Source organism: Labedaea rhizosphaerae, assembly GCF_004362825.1.
Classification (GTDB): Bacteria; Actinomycetota; Actinomycetes; order Mycobacteriales; family Pseudonocardiaceae; genus Labedaea; species Labedaea rhizosphaerae.
Window position 1 is genome coordinate 115120 of sequence record NZ_SNXZ01000004.1, and the last position, 14074, is coordinate 129193.

General features: G+C 69.5%; 15 protein-coding genes, 1 tRNA gene and 1 riboswitch. Of the genes, 8 read left to right on the plus strand and 8 right to left on the minus strand.

What is annotated here, in order from left to right; genetic code table 11:
• Position 1 precedes the first annotated feature (1 nt).
• A complete protein-coding gene (locus EV186_RS23245; RefSeq protein WP_133851525.1) occupies positions 2-688 on the minus strand; it encodes a TetR/AcrR family transcriptional regulator in 687 nt (228 codons plus the stop codon).
• A 125-nt stretch (positions 689-813) separates the two neighbouring features.
• On the opposite strand from EV186_RS23245, the gene EV186_RS23250 reads away from it, so the two are divergent.
• From EV186_RS23250 to EV186_RS39030, 4 genes are all read left to right on the plus strand, one after another.
• The gene (locus EV186_RS23250) at positions 814-1350 is read left to right on the plus strand and encodes a hypothetical protein (protein ID WP_133851526.1); all 537 of its coding nucleotides are present in this window, start codon (positions 814-816) and stop codon (positions 1348-1350) included.
• Between the two features lie 91 nt (positions 1351-1441).
• Positions 1442-2368 (plus strand): oxidoreductase, encoded by a 927-nt coding sequence (locus tag EV186_RS23255; protein ID WP_133851527.1) that lies wholly within the window; start codon positions 1442-1444, stop codon positions 2366-2368.
• A gap of 48 nt (positions 2369-2416) precedes the next feature.
• Positions 2417-3418, plus strand: coding sequence for a lipoyl synthase (lipA, locus tag EV186_RS23260; RefSeq protein ID WP_133851528.1), 1002 nt, complete (start codon positions 2417-2419; stop codon positions 3416-3418).
• 214 nt (positions 3419-3632) lie between these two features.
• Positions 3633-3806, plus strand: coding sequence for a hypothetical protein (locus EV186_RS39030; RefSeq protein WP_166659293.1), 174 nt, complete (start codon positions 3633-3635; stop codon positions 3804-3806).
• A 45-nt stretch (positions 3807-3851) separates the two neighbouring features.
• On the opposite strand, the gene EV186_RS23265 is transcribed toward EV186_RS39030, so the two are convergent.
• Positions 3852-4289 carry a nitroreductase family deazaflavin-dependent oxidoreductase gene (locus EV186_RS23265; protein ID WP_133851529.1) on the minus strand — a complete coding sequence of 146 codons (438 nt, stop codon included), beginning with the start codon at positions 4287-4289 and terminating at the stop codon, positions 3852-3854.
• 46 nt (positions 4290-4335) lie between these two features.
• Positions 4336-4935, minus strand: coding sequence for a class I SAM-dependent methyltransferase (locus tag EV186_RS23270; protein WP_133851530.1), 600 nt, complete (start codon positions 4933-4935; stop codon positions 4336-4338).
• Positions 4936-4984: 49 nt separating this feature from the next.
• Here EV186_RS23270 and EV186_RS23275 point away from each other — a divergent pair, with 49 nt between their 5' ends.
• Both EV186_RS23275 and EV186_RS23280 read left to right on the plus strand, forming a co-directional pair.
• Positions 4985-5326, plus strand: a complete 342-nt coding sequence (locus tag EV186_RS23275) for a YciI family protein (protein WP_133851531.1) — start codon at positions 4985-4987, stop codon at positions 5324-5326.
• Positions 5326-6516, plus strand: coding sequence for an RNA polymerase sigma factor (locus EV186_RS23280; RefSeq protein WP_133851532.1), 1191 nt, complete (start codon positions 5326-5328; stop codon positions 6514-6516). The genes EV186_RS23275 and EV186_RS23280 overlap by 1 nt, the downstream gene beginning before the upstream one ends.
• A gap of 400 nt (positions 6517-6916) precedes the next feature.
• Here EV186_RS23280 and EV186_RS23285 read toward each other — a convergent pair.
• The 3 genes from EV186_RS23285 to EV186_RS23295 form a co-directional block, all read right to left on the minus strand.
• Positions 6917-6988, minus strand: a tRNA-Val gene (locus EV186_RS23285).
• Positions 6989-7025: 37 nt separating this feature from the next.
• Positions 7026-7484 (minus strand): peroxiredoxin, encoded by a 459-nt coding sequence (locus EV186_RS23290; protein WP_133851533.1) that lies wholly within the window; start codon positions 7482-7484, stop codon positions 7026-7028.
• Between the two features lie 87 nt (positions 7485-7571).
• Positions 7572-8003, minus strand: coding sequence for a DUF3052 domain-containing protein (locus EV186_RS23295; RefSeq protein WP_133851534.1), 432 nt, complete (start codon positions 8001-8003; stop codon positions 7572-7574).
• Positions 8004-8285: 282 nt separating this feature from the next.
• Between EV186_RS23295 and aceE the strand changes: the two genes are divergently transcribed.
• Together aceE and EV186_RS23305 are read left to right on the plus strand one after the other, a co-directional pair.
• Entirely contained in the window at positions 8286-11078 is a 2793-nt protein-coding gene (aceE, locus tag EV186_RS23300; RefSeq protein WP_133851535.1) for a pyruvate dehydrogenase (acetyl-transferring), homodimeric type, read from the plus strand.
• A gap of 3 nt (positions 11079-11081) precedes the next feature.
• Positions 11082-11777: a hypothetical protein gene (locus EV186_RS23305; protein WP_133851536.1), complete on the plus strand. Its 696-nt coding sequence runs from the start codon at positions 11082-11084 to the stop codon at positions 11775-11777.
• Positions 11778-11896: 119 nt separating this feature from the next.
• On the opposite strand, the gene EV186_RS23310 is transcribed toward EV186_RS23305, so the two are convergent.
• Together EV186_RS23310 and EV186_RS23315 are read right to left on the minus strand one after the other, a co-directional pair.
• Positions 11897-12532 (minus strand): nicotinamide mononucleotide transporter family protein, encoded by a 636-nt coding sequence (locus tag EV186_RS23310; protein WP_133851537.1) that lies wholly within the window; start codon positions 12530-12532, stop codon positions 11897-11899.
• A 14-nt stretch (positions 12533-12546) separates the two neighbouring features.
• A riboswitch (FMN riboswitch) is annotated at positions 12547-12672 on the minus strand.
• A 105-nt stretch (positions 12673-12777) separates the two neighbouring features.
• A complete protein-coding gene (locus EV186_RS23315) occupies positions 12778-13683 on the minus strand; it encodes a mechanosensitive ion channel family protein (protein ID WP_133851538.1) in 906 nt (301 codons plus the stop codon).
• Positions 13684-14074: the final 391 nt, after the last annotated feature.

Sequence of the window (14074 nt, forward strand, 5' to 3'; positions counted from 1 at the left end):
CTCAGCCACCCGTGACGCGGCGCAACAGCTTGCCCAGATCGACCCCGGCGCCGGGTTCGTCCGCGTTGTCGGCCTGGGCGGCGACCCGGCTGGCGTGCACCATGCGCAGGCCTTCCAAGACCCGCACGACCGTGCTGTAGACCTCGGTGCTCGCCTTCTTCGGGTCCTCGGCGCTCGCGATGATCGACGCGCCACTGGACAACGCCCCGAACAGGATCCGCGCGGTCACCTCGACCGGCACGTCGTCGATCTCGCCCGCCTCCACCAGCGACTCGACCACGGCCCGGATCAGCCCGAAGCTGAAGTGCTCCTCGCTCTCGCGCCAGCGCTCCCAGCCCATCACCACCGGCGCCTCGTGGATCGCGATCCGCTGGTACGACGGGTCCAGGCACACGTCGACGTAGGCGCGCAGGCCGTTGAGCGCCTGGTTCCACGGCGCGCCCGGCGGCTCGGCCACGGCCTCGGCGAGCCGGGCGATGATCATGCGCTCGACCGCGTCGAAGGCCGCCTCGAACAATGCCTGCTTGCCGGAGAAATGGTGGTAGAGCGCGCCTTTGGTGACCCGTGCGCGCTTGGCGATGGTGTCCAGCGAAGTGGCCGAATAGCCGCGTTTGGTGAACAGCTCGACGGCGGAGTCCACCAGCGCCTGCCGGGTGGATTCCGAATAGTCGGCTCGTCGCGACCGCACTGTCACCACCTTCACAACCTTAGGACATACCGACGGTACGTACCCGTGGTAGGTTGAACCCATACCGCCGGTATGCCGCAAACCCACGGTATTGCCGAGGTCACATGGGGAATGGGGACACGACCATGAGCTGGGAAGACTTCTACCGCCGCCGAGACGCCCTGGACGCCGCCGAGCGCCTGGCGAGCCGCGACCCCGAGGGCCCGCTGCCCTTCGCGCAGGTCCCGCACGCCACCGAGGTGTTCACCGGGCCGGCCGAGCTGCTGCTCGCCCTGCACTACCGCTGGACCATGAAGCTCACCGGGCGGCTCGGGATGGCCGTCGCCGACGCCGAGAGCGACCCGTCGATCGACCGCGTCGACGCCGTGCGGACGGCGTGGCTGGCAACCGCGCGGGAGTTCCCGGTGCTGCGCCGGCTGCTCGACGCGCACGCCGACGACTTCGACGGCGCGCTGCGCCCCGCGCTGGCGGGCGAGCACCGGATGCTGGCGCTGGCCTCGGGTCTGGCCGAGCACGGCGAGGACCCGGAGGAGATCACCCGCATCGGGCAGGCGCTGCTGGCCCTGATCCGCACGACGCCCGACCACGAGCCCGCACCCGAGCCGGAACGGCGCCGCAACCCGATCGAGCAGTTCCTGCGCAAGCTGGTCGCCAGCGTCTGAAATCCGCTGTCACGACAGCGAGTCCCGATGGCGGACTAGCGGCTAACGGGCTGGGAACCCGAGTAAACCGACTCGCCAGTAGGGTTCGGCCATGACCTGGACCGAGCGTGACATCCCGGACCAGACCGGGCGCACGGTGTTGATCACCGGCGCCAACTCGGGCCTCGGGCTGCGCAGTGCCCAGGTGCTCGCGGCCAAGGGTGCGAGAGTCCTGATGGCATGCCGGTCGCCCGAACGCGGCAAGCTCGCCCTTGACGCGGTGCCCGGCGACGCCGAGCTGGTCCAGCTCGACCTGGCCGACCTGGCGTCGGTCCGCGAGGCGGCGCGGCGGGTGCGTGAGCTGACCGGCGACAAGCTCGACGTCCTGGTGAACAACGCGGGCGTGATGGCCACCCCGCACCGGCGGACCGCGGACGGCTTCGAGTTGCAGCTCGGCACGAACCACCTCGGCCACGCCGCGCTGACCTGGCTGCTCATGCCCGCCCTGCGGGGCGGGGACAACCCGCGGGTGGTGACGCTGTCCAGCCTCGCGCACCGCTTGCCGGGCTTCGACCTGACCGACCTGAACTTCGAGAAGCGGCGCTACAACCCGACCTCGGCGTACAACCAGTCCAAGCTGGCGAACCTGCTGTTCGCCGTCGAGCTGCACCGGCGGGCCGCGGGCACCGGGCTGACCAGCGTGGCCGCGCACCCCGGGTTCACCGACTCCGACCTGGTCGCGAACACCGTGCGGTCGTTCGTCGGCCCCAGCCGGGTCGGCAAGGTGCTCACCACCGTCGCCGGCCACGGCTACCGGCTGTTCAACCAGTCGACCGCCAAGGGCGCGTTGCCGCAGCTGTACGCGGCCACGGCGCCCGAGGTGCGGAGCGGGACGTACTACGGCCCGAGCGGCCCCGGCGAGCTGTGGGGCGCACCGGCACCGGCCAAGCAACGCGGCCTTGCCCGCGACGACGCCGCGGCCGCCGAACTGTGGCGGATCACCGCGGAGATGACGGGCGTCACACCCGATCCGCGCTGAGCTCGCGCTTCGGGTGGCGCTCGATCACGAGGGCGTAGATTGGCTGGCGTGACGGTTGTGCCCGAAGGTCGGAAGCTGCTGCGGCTCGAGGTCCGCAACAGCCAGACGCCGATCGAGAAGAAGCCATCGTGGATCAAGACCCGCGCGAAGATGGGGCCGGAGTTCCGGGAACTCAAGGGCCTGGTCAAGCGCGAAGGCCTGCACACGGTGTGCGAGGAGGCCGGCTGTCCCAACATCTACGAGTGCTGGGAAGACCGCGAGGCCACCTTCCTCATCGGCGGCGAGCAGTGCACGCGGCGCTGTGACTTCTGCCAGATCGACACCGGCAAGCCGGCCGACCTCGACCGCGACGAGCCCCGCCGGGTCGCCGAATCCGTGCAGGCCATGGGGTTGCGCTACTCGACGGTCACCGGCGTCGCCCGTGACGACCTGGAAGACGGCGGTGCCTGGCTCTACGCCGAGACCGTCCGCCAGATCCACGCGCTGAACCCGGGCACCGGCGTCGAACTGCTGATCCCGGACTTCAACGCCGAGCCCGACCAGCTGGCCGAGGTCTTCGGCTCCGCCCCGGAGGTGCTGGCGCACAACCTGGAGACCGTGCCGCGGATCTTCAAGCGGATCCGCCCGGCGTTCCGTTACGAGCGCTCGCTGCGGGTGCTGACCCTGGCCCGCGAGGCGGGCATGGTCACCAAGTCGAACCTGATCCTCGGCATGGGCGAGACCGAAGAGGAGGTCGTGGCGGCGTTGCAGGACCTGCACGACGCGGGCTGCGACATCATCACGATCACCCAGTACCTGCGGCCCTCGCTGCGCCACCACCCCATCGACCGGTGGGTCAAGCCCGAGGAGTTCTTGCGGCACAAGGAAGCCGCGGAGCGGATCGGGTTCGCGGGCGTGATGGCCGGGCCGCTGGTGCGCTCGTCCTACCGCGCGGGCCGGCTCTACACGCAGGCCAAGCTGCACCGCGGCGAGGAGGTGCCGGAGAACCTCCAGCACCTCGCGCAGGCCGGCGAGTCGAGCCAGGAGATCGGCGCCCTGCTCAAGCGGTGATCTCCCGGTCGAACCGCGGCTGACCCCGGACTGAGACGCACGCCACCCGCCTTAACGCGTTGTTCACACGAACGCGTGCTTGTGGGCTGGGCGCGCGCCTCCTAGCGTTGTTCGGCGGCCGGGAAACTTCGGCCAGCTCCATGGGGAATCACAATGTTGCAGACGGGCATGCCGTCGATCACGGTGTTGCCCACTGCCTTGCCCGAGAGGACGCGTGAAAGAGATGACGTTGCTGGCGAGCGCAGCCGTTTCGGTCGTGCGAGTGCCGGAACGACGCAGTCCGCACCAGGTGCACCGGGCCCCGGTCCCGTTCCTGACGCGGCGGGTCACCAAGCCCGCGGCGGCACCGGCCGAGCCCGAGAAGACCCCGGCACCGACCGGCAACTGACCGAGAACGCGATGGGCGCCCGCGAGCGGGCGCCCATGCTCAGCCTCAGCTGATCTCCTCCAGCACGAAGACCGGGATCTCGCGATCCGTCTTGGTCTGGTACTCCGCGTAGTCCGGCCACGCCTGCACGGCGCGGTCCCACCACTCGCGCTTCTCGTCGCCCTCCACCAGGCGGGCCTTGTAGTCCTTGCGGACGTCGCCGTCCTGCAGTTCGACGTGCGGGTGGTTGACCAGGTTGTGGTACCAGACGGGGTGTTGCGGAGCGCCGCCCTTCGACGCGACGACGGCGTACTTGCCGTCGTGCTCGACGCGCATCAGCGGCGTCTTGCGCAGCTTGCCCGACTTCGCGCCCTTGCTGGTGAGGATGATCACCGGCTTGCCGCGCATGGTGTTGGCCTCTGCGCCACCGGTCTTCTCGAAGGTCTCGACCTGGTCCCGAACCCACTTCTCCGGGCTGGGCTCGTATGTTCCGTCAAGAGGCATGGGGCCTAGTTAACCCTTCACTGGTTGACACTGCATTTCTGGCTGTTCAGCGCGCGCTCACCAGCAGGTAGCGCTCGTCGTCGATCTCCTTGCCCCAGTACACGGGCTCGGGCAGCAACCGCACGACGGCCTCCCCGCGGTGTTCGCGCACCAACAACGCGCATTCGCCGGCGGCGATTCCCGCGCTCCCCTCGCCGGTGCGCCAGCGGCCTTCGACAAGGATCAGCATGCCGCCGGGCCGCAGCAGCCGCGTCCACCGGCGCAGTGCCTCGCCGGGGTCGGGCATCGCCCACAGCACGTGCCGGGCCAGCACCACGTCGGTCGACGCGTCCTCGTACGGCGGCTCGGCCGCGTCGCCCTGGCGGAACTCGGCGGTGACGCCGGCCGCGGCCGCCTTGCGCCGGGCGGCGGCCACCATCTCGTCGGCCAGGTCGAGCCCGCGCACGTCGTGCCCGGCTTCAGCGAGCAGCACGGACAGGGTGCCGGTGCCGCAGCCGAGGTCGGTGACCTGCCGCGGCTCGGGCAGCAGCGGCAGCAACAGCTCGGCCCACGCCTGGCGCACGGCCGGGTCGCGCAAACCGTGGTCGGGCTCGTCGTCGAAGGTCGCGGCCTGCTCGTCCCAGAATTGCCGCACGGATTCGGTCATGATCCGATTCAACATGTCGATCCGGCGGGATGTGGTTCGTATGGGAGACATGAAGCAATACCTGATCAGCATCTACCAGCCGGACGGCCCGACGCCGGAGCCGGAGTTCCTCGAGCCGATCATCGCGCAGCTCCAGCAGATCCAGCGTGACCTGCGGAAATCTGGGTCCTGGGTGTTCTCGGCGGGCCTGCACGCCCCGGACACCGCGACCGTGGTGCGCGCGAAGGGCGGCGACGCCATGATCACCGACGGGCCGTTCGTGGAGGGCAAGGAGCACCTCGGCGGCTTCACCGTGATCAAGGCCGCCGACCTGGACGAGGCGCTGGCGTGGGGTCGCCGGTTCGCCGAGGCGACCACGTTGCCCATCGAAGTGCGGCCGCTGGTGGACTGATGGACGTCGGGCGCGTCTACGCCGAGGAGTACGGCCGCTCGGTGTCCGTGCTGGTGCGGGTCTTCGGCGACATCGACATCGCCGAGGACGCCGTGCAGGACGCGTTCACCGAGGCCGCCCGCCGCTGGCCGGTCGACGGCCCGCCGCCCAGCCCGGCCGGCTGGATCATCACGACCGCGCGCAACCGGGCCATCGACCGGCTGCGCCGCGAGGCCGCCCGCGCGGACAAACAAGCCCAAGCGGCCCTGCTGCACGCGGAGGCCGAACCGGTCGAGGAGGGTGCGGTGCCCGACGACCGCCTGCGGCTGATCTTCACCTGCTGCCACCCGGCCCTGGCCGAACCCGCGCGGGTGGCGCTCACGCTGCGCCTGCTCGGCGGCCTGACCACGACGGAGATCGCGAGCGCGTTCCTGGTGCCGGAAAAGACGATGGCGCAACGGATCGTGCGCGCCAAGGCCAAGATCCGCGATGCTGGCATCCCGTATCGGGTGCCGCACGAATCGGACCTGCCGGACCGGCTGCAAAGTGTGCTGTCGGTGCTGTACTTGATCTTCAACGAGGGCTACTCCTCTTTTGTGCGCAAGGACCTGTGCGCCGAGGCGATCCGGCTGGCACGCGTGCTGGTGGCGTTGATGCCGGACGAGCCCGAGGCGATGGGCCTGCTGGCGTTGATGCTGCTCACCGAGTCCCGCCGCCCTGCTCGGACGGCCCCGGACGGCTCGCTGGTGTTGCTGGCCGACCAGGACCGCACGCTGTGGAACGCATCGATGGTGGCCGAGGGCCAGTCGCTGGTGCGTGCGTGCCTGCGCCGCGGACAGCCCGGCCCGTACCAGCTGCAGGCCGCGATCCACGCCGTGCACAGCGACCCGCCGACCGACTGGACGCAGGTCGTGCAGCTGTACGACCAGTTGCTGGCCTTGACGCCGTCCCCGGTCGTGGCCCTCAACCGCGCCGTCGCCGTGGCCGAAGTGGACGGTCCGGCGGCCGCTTTGTCCCTTGTGGACGAACTGGACCTGCCGTCGTACCGTGTGTTCCACGCCGTGCGCGCGGACCTGCTCCGCCGCCTGGGTCGCCCGGCCGAAGCGGCTGAGGCCTACGAGAGAGCCCTTGCCCTGACGGAGACCGAGCCGGAACGAGCGTTCCTGCGCGCCCGGCTCAATTCGGTGGCCCGCGGCGGTCACGGGCCCTAAACTAGGGTCAGCTGCGGGCCGAAGCGATTCGGTTATCTGGCGATTAAAGGTTCGATTCCTTTGGCCGAGGGCGACCTCGGTTCCCCGGATCGCATCCCACGCCCGCAGCGCCAAGACGCTGGCCGGCTGCGGGCCGGAGCTGTTCGGTTATCCACTCGAGGAACCAGGGTGCAGAGCCCGGTAAAACCCGGATGGCAACACACGCCCGCAGCCCCAACTCAACCATGGTGGCTCGGCAGGAACCGAACTGTTCGGCTATCCGCCGCCGTTGGTCCCCACTCAACGCCCGCACGCTGGGTCGGCAGGAACTCGCACCGTGGGGGTCCGGGGGCTCGGCCCCCGGGAATGACGACGAGCGAACCGGCGAGCGCACTCCGCGAGCAGGGTAGGCCTGAGCGAGTGGGCGCAGCAGGATTTGAACCTGCGACCGCTCGGGTGTAAACCGAGTGCTCTTCCGCTGAGCTATACGCCCTGGCCCGCCCACGCACCTGAGCGTGGGCGGACGAACATCACAATGCCGCTACGGCCTTCTTCCAGCCTTCCTGGTCGCGTGCCTCGCCGGGCGCGTTGACCTCGGCGAACCGCACGATGCCGTCCTTGTCGATCAAGAACGTGCCGCGCACGGCCAGGCCCGCGTCCTCGTTGAACACGCCGTAGGCCTGCGCCACCTTGCCGTGCGGCCAGAAGTCAGACAGCAGCGGGAACTGGTAGCCCTGCTGGTCCGCCCACGCCTTCAGGCTGAACGGGGTGTCCACGGACACGCCGAGGACCTGGACGACGTCCGAGTCGTAGGTCTCGAACTCGTCCCGCAGCTGGCACAGCTCACCGGTGCAGATACCGCTGAACGCGAACGGGTAGAACACGAGCAGCACGGCCTTCTCGCCCTGGAAGGACGAGAGGGTGACCGCTTGCCTGTTGTAGTCGTTCAAGGTGAAGTCAGGAGCCTTGGAGCCGACCTCGACCGCCATACCGAACTTCCTCCCGGGTGTGACCTGCGGTGACACCCGCAGGGGTCACCAGCCTAGGGCACCCCGGCAGGCGGACGCGCTGGGCTCTCAGCGCTTGGACTTCGAGGTCTTCGGCCAGACAAGCCGCGATCCGCTCCAATCGGTGCCGACGTTCACGTTGGACGTCTGGGACAGCCCAGCCGTCGGCACGGCTTCGGCGATCTCGCTCGGTTCGACATGGCCTTCGCGGCCTGTCTTGGGGGTCAGCACCCAGATGACGCCGTCCTCGGCGAGGGGCCCGGTCGCATCGACGAGGGCGTCTACCAGGTCCCCGTCGTCCTCCCGCCACCACAACAGCACGACGTTGACGACCTCGTCGGCGTCCTCGTCGAGCAGATCTCCACCGATCTGTTCCTCGATCGCCGAGCGCACGTCGTCATCGACGTCCTCATCCCAGCCGATCTCCTGAACCACCATGCCAGGCTCGATACCGAGCCTTTCGGCGACGTCCGAATACCGGCCGTCTCCCGCGGCGACCACGGTTCCACTCCTCCACGTTCGATCTTCCCCAAGGCACGATTCGTACCGCACCTCACTCCGGTCTGCGATAGCGAACACTGGCGGTGCCCACATGCGCAACACTTTGCACCCGGACACGCCGGAACCGGTGGGTGTCCACCACGGCGCGATCGTCGTCCGGCACCCTCGTGGCACACCCCACGCGGGCGTACTGACCAGTAAGGATGACGGACGGTTCGATTCAGACGAGGATGGACCGTGCATACCGCGCGCGCGTACGCGCGGTATGAGGCATCAACGACGATGAAGTTAACGCGAGGAGACACGTTGGCCCCGCAGAACACCGGTTCGAACACACCTGAGCGGGTCCGCGTCATCCGCGACGGTCTTGCGGCATACCTGCCCGACATCGACCCGGAAGAGACCGCAGAGTGGCTTGAGTCGTTCGACGCGATGATGCGCGGCGGCGGCCAGCAACGCGCCCGCTACCTGATGTTGCGCCTGCTGGAGCGCGCCCGCGAGAACCACGTCGGCGTCCCGTCGCTGACCAGCACGGACTACGTGAACAGCATCCCCACCGAGCGCGAGCCCTGGTTCCCCGGCGATGAGGAGACCGAGCGCCGCTACCGGGCCTGGATCCGCTGGAACGCGGCCATGACGGTGCACCGGGCGCAGCGCCCGGGCATCGGCGTCGGCGGGCACATCTCGACGTACGCGTCGTCGGCCACGCTGTACGAGGTCGGCTTCAACTGGTTCTTCCGCGGCAAGGACCACCCGGGCGGCGGCGACCAGGTCTACTTCCAGGGCCACGCCTCCCCCGGCATGTACGCCCGCGCGTTCCTCGAGGGCCGGCTCTCGGCGCACCAGCTCGACGGGTTCCGCCAGGAGTACTCGCACGCGGGTCCCGGCGGCGGCCTGCCGTCCTACCCGCACCCGCGGCTGATGCCGGACTTCTGGGAGTTCCCGACGGTCTCCATGGGCCTCGGCCCGATGAACGCGATCTACCAGGCCCGGTTCAACCGGTACCTGCACGACCGCGGCATCAAGGACACGTCCGACCAGCACGTGTGGGCGTTCCTGGGCGACGGCGAGATGGACGAGGCGGAGTCGCGCGGGCTGATCCACGTCGCGGCCAACGACCACCTCGACAACCTGACCTTCGTGATCAACTGCAACCTGCAGCGCCTCGACGGCCCGGTCCGCGGCAACGGCAAGATCATCCAGGAGCTGGAGTCGTTCTTCCGCGGCGCCGGCTGGAACGTGATCAAGGTCATCTGGGGCCGCGAGTGGGACACGCTGCTGCACGGCGATCGCGACGGTGCGCTGGTCAACCTGATGAACGTCACCCCCGACGGTGACTACCAGACCTACAAGGCCAACGACGGCGCCTACGTGCGCGAGCACTTCTTCGGCCGCGACCCGCGGACCAAGGAGCTCGTCGCGAACATGAGCGACCAGGAGATCTGGAACCTCAAGCGCGGCGGTCACGACTACCGCAAGGTCTACGCGGCCTACAAGGCGGCCACCGAGCACCACGGCCAGCCGACCGTCATCCTCGCCAAGACCATCAAGGGCTACGGCCTCGGCCCGCACTTCGCGGGCCGCAACGCCACGCACCAGATGAAGAAGATGACCCTCGACGACCTGAAGATGTTCCGCGACGAGCTGCGGATCCCGATCAGCGACGCCGACCTCGAGCGCGACCCGTACCTGCCGCCGTACTACCACCCGGGTCCGGACGCGCCGGAGATCCAGTACCTGGCCGAGCGCCGCCGCCAGCTCGGCGGGTTCGTGCCGGAGCGCAGGCACAAGGCCAAGGCGCTCGTGCTGCCCGGCGACAAGGTCTACGACGTGATCCGGCGCGGGTCGGGCAAGCAGGAAGTCGCGACCACGATGGCGTTCGTGCGCCTCGTGCGCGACCTGGCCAAGGACCCGGAGATCGGGCCGCGGCTGGTGCCGATCATCCCGGACGAGGCCCGCACGTTCGGCATGGACTCGATGTTCCCCACGCAGAAGATCTACAACCCCAACGGCCAGCTCTACACCTCTGTGGACGCAACGCTCATGTTGTCCTACAAGGAAAGCGAGCAAGGTCAGATCCTGCACGAGGGCATCAACGAGGCCGGGTCGACGGCCAGCTTCACCGCGGCGGGCACGTCCTACGCCACGCACGGCGAGCCGATGATCCCGATCTACATCTTCTACTCGATGTTCGGCTTCCAGCGCACCGGCGACGGGCTGTGGGCCGCGGCCGACCAGATGGCCCGCGGCTTCATCCTCGGCGCGACCGCCGGGCGCACCACGCTGACCGGCGAGGGCCTGCAGCACAACGACGGGCACTCGCTGCTGCTGGCGGCGACCAACCCGGCGGTGATCTCCTACGACCCGGCGTGGTCGTTCGAGATCGCGCACATCGTCAAGGACGGTCTGCGCCGGATGTACGGCGAGGCGGCCGAGGACGTCTACTACTACCTGACCATCTACAACGAGCCGTACGTGCAGCCGGCCGAGCCGGCGGACCTGGACGTGGAGGGTCTGCTGCGCGGGCTCTACCGCTACCAGGCGGCGCCGCAGGGCACCGGTCCACGCGCGCAGATCCTGTCCTCGGGCGTCGCGATGCCGTGGGCGCTCAAGGCGCAGGAGCTGCTGAACGAGGAGTGGGGTGTGCAGGCCGACGTGTGGTCGGCGACGTCGTTCGCGGAACTGCGCCGCGACGCGGTCGAGGTCGACCGGCACAACCTGCTGCACCCGGAGGCCGAGCCGCGCGTGCCGTACGTGACGCAGGTGCTCAGCGAGGCCGCCGGGCCGGTCGTCGCGGCGACGGACTGGATGCGTGCCGTGCCCGACCTGATCCGCCCGTGGGTGCCCACCACCATGGTCACCCTCGGCACGGACGGCTTCGGCTTCTCCGACACCAGGCCGGCGGCTCGCCGCCACTTCCTGGTGGACGCCGAGTCGATCGTGGTCGGCACCCTGGCCGGGCTCGCCCAGCGCGGCGAGGTCGACCAGCAGCGGGTCGTGGAGGCGGCACGCAAGTACCGCATCGACGACGTGACGGCCGCCGGCCCGCAGACGTCCGACCCGGGCGTCGCGTAAGGGATGGCCGTTCGCGGGGTTTTCGCCGCAGCGGAGCGCGCCTTCGGTCTGCTGACCGAGGGCCGCTCCGCGTGGTGGCCCCTGGCGACCGCGCCGGTCGAGGTCGAGTCGGTGCCCTTCGGCGCCTTGCGGTGGCGCCTCGGCGAGGCGGACGTCCTCGTCGAGCTCACCGCCACCACCCCGGTGACGACCCGCATCCGCATCGAGCAGTCGGGCGGCGACCCGGTCGACTGGGACGCCGTCCTGGCGGCTTTCGCTTCGGCCGCGGGCGATCCGGGGATCCACCAGGTCTTCGGGCGGTTGCTCAACAACGAGACGTGGGTCCGGATCGGCGACCGGGCGTCGCTGAGCGGCGAGGACGCCGAGGCCGTGATCCGGGCCGCGCAGGCGCAGGCCTACCACTGGTACCAGGCCGGTGGGCCCGAAGAACGCCAGCGCGCGGAATGGTTGCTGGCGCACGCGTACACGCTGGCCGGGGTCGCGGAGCGGTCCGCCCACCACGCCGAGCGGTGCTGGGCGCTGACCGAACGGCACGACCTGCAGGACTTCGACCGCGCCTACGCGTACCTGGCACTGTCCCGGGCAGCCGCCCTCAACGGCGACCCGGCGGGAGCAGAGTCCTTGCGCGCCAAGGCTTTGGCGGTCCCGATCGCGGACCAGGCCGACGCCGACGCCTTCCGCGCCGACGCGTCGGCCTGACCACCCCGCCCAAGCGTGTCCCCCACCCAAGCCGGGTGTGTCCCACACTCAGGCAGGGCGTGTCCCACACTCAGGCGGGGTGTGTCCCGCACTCAGGCGGGGTGTGTCCCGCACTCAGGTCAGGCCGCGGCCGTGGCCGCCGCCTTCTCCGGTGCTCGCTTCGCCGCCTTGCGCCACGACCACAGGCCGTTGACCACCAGCACGGCGAAGATCACATACACCAGCGCGCTGAAGTACAGGTGCGACTTGAGCTGCAGCGGCACGCCGATCGCGTCCACCACCAGCCAGACGCCCCAGAACTCCACCAGCCCGATCCCCTGCAACGTGAACGCCAACGCCGTCCCGACGAAGATCGCCGCGTCCGGCCAAGGCGCCCACGAGGCGTCCAGCGCGTCCAGGACCAGCGCGAACCCGACCGTCCCGGCCACGAAGACCGCGGCGGCGACCGCACGTTCACGCCAGGTACCCGTCCGCACTACGACGCCGAAGACCGGGTCACGCCTGCGAACCCAGGCCCACCAGCCGTAGATGGCGATGACGCCGACGATCACCTGACGGACGGCGAGGCCGCCCAGGTGCGCCGACGCGTACACGCCGAACAGCAGGGCCACCGAAACCAACTGCACCGGCCAGGTCCAGAGAGTGCGTCGCTGCGCGAGGAACACGACCGCGATCGCGAATATCTGACCGATGAACTCCGCGTAGGACATGGTCTGCCCGAGGAACGGGATTCCGTTGTCCAACAACACGTGCACGGCATCCTCCAGCCCGTGCGCTCCTCCCATCCGGACTCTCACCGTCGGCCCTGGAGTTCCACCAGGTCAACCACCTGCGGGTGCAGGCGGGTCGCGGGCTGTACCGCCGGCTCGGAATTTCACCGACCCCGGAACGCACGTCGTGAGACACAACACTGCACCCACCCCGGGTGTTCCGCGACGCTGGTGTGACCAAGAAAACGCGGCCCCGGCCGAAGCCGGGGCCGCGTCCATGTGGCAGCGGGTCAGCGCTGCGGGCGTTGCTGCTCGAAGCCGGTCGGCGGCGTCGGCGTGTCCGACGGCGGCGGCTGCGGCTGGTTGACCTGGCCGCGCAAGTGACCGTCGGCTTGCCCGTGGGCCTGTCCGTCGGCCTGCATCGACGACCCGGCCTGCCGCTGCTGACCCTGGTGGCCGGCGGCGACCCCGGCGGTCACCGGGCGCTGCGCGCCACCGGGCGCGGTCTCCTTGCGCGGCTCGGGCGCGCCGGCGTTCAGCTGGTGCTGCACGCGGTTGATCCAGCCGTCCCAGCGCGCCTGCATCGGGCGGATCAGCCCGCCACCGAAGCCGACGACGATCACGCCGCCGATGGTGGCGAGCACGGTGATCAGGATCGGCATGGTGACCGTGGTGGCGATGTTCACCTGGTTCAGCGCCGCGATCGCGCCGATCGCCACGATGAAGACGTACGCGGCCGTGCCCATCGCCGGGCCGAGCTGGCGGGTGCCCATCGCGCTGGTGATCAGGTCGCGCACCACCTTGCCGATGGCCGCCGCGACGACCACGAGCACGATCGCCACGACGATGCGCGGCAGGAACCCGATGACGTCGTTCAGCAGGGAACTGACCGGGTTGGTTTCCCCGAACACGCCGAACGCGAGTTGCAACGCGATCAGCAGAACGAAGTAATAGACCAGTTTCACCAGAATGGTGCCGACGTTCACGCCCGAACGCGCGGTCAGGTGCGAAAGACCGGTCTTCTCGATCAGCCGGCCGAAGCCCAGCCGGCCCATCACCATGCCCAGCGCCTTCGAGATGGCCTTGGCGATCAACCACCCGACGAACAGGATCAACAGGAATGCCAACAACTTCGGGACGAACGTCGCGACAAGCGTCCACGCCTGCCCCAAACCGTTCTTGATCTGTTCGCCCACGGTTCCTCCTCGCCGAAACCCCCGCATTTTGGTGTAAAAGATCGTTTCCCAGCCTTGACCGCGTCGCAACTTGGAAGTGATCACACGAATGGGGGACATAGATGGCGCCCGACTCATGATCAGTCCATAGTGGAATCACCGGTGGGGACCGGGGAGCCGGACCGTCCGACCGGGGCGACAACCATGGTCGGACGGTCCGAGGCCTCGACGCGGCTGCGCCTGCTCAGTGCTGGCGCACTTTCGCCGGGGCCCGTCATCGTGTGCGGGGGCCGAGCCCCCGCGCCCCCACGGTGCGAGCTCCTGCCGAACCAGCGTGGTCCCGATTCGTGGGGACCAGCAGTGCGCCCTGCGGCGCACGCAAGCCCCAGCCCCAACCCAGCCCCAGCCCCAA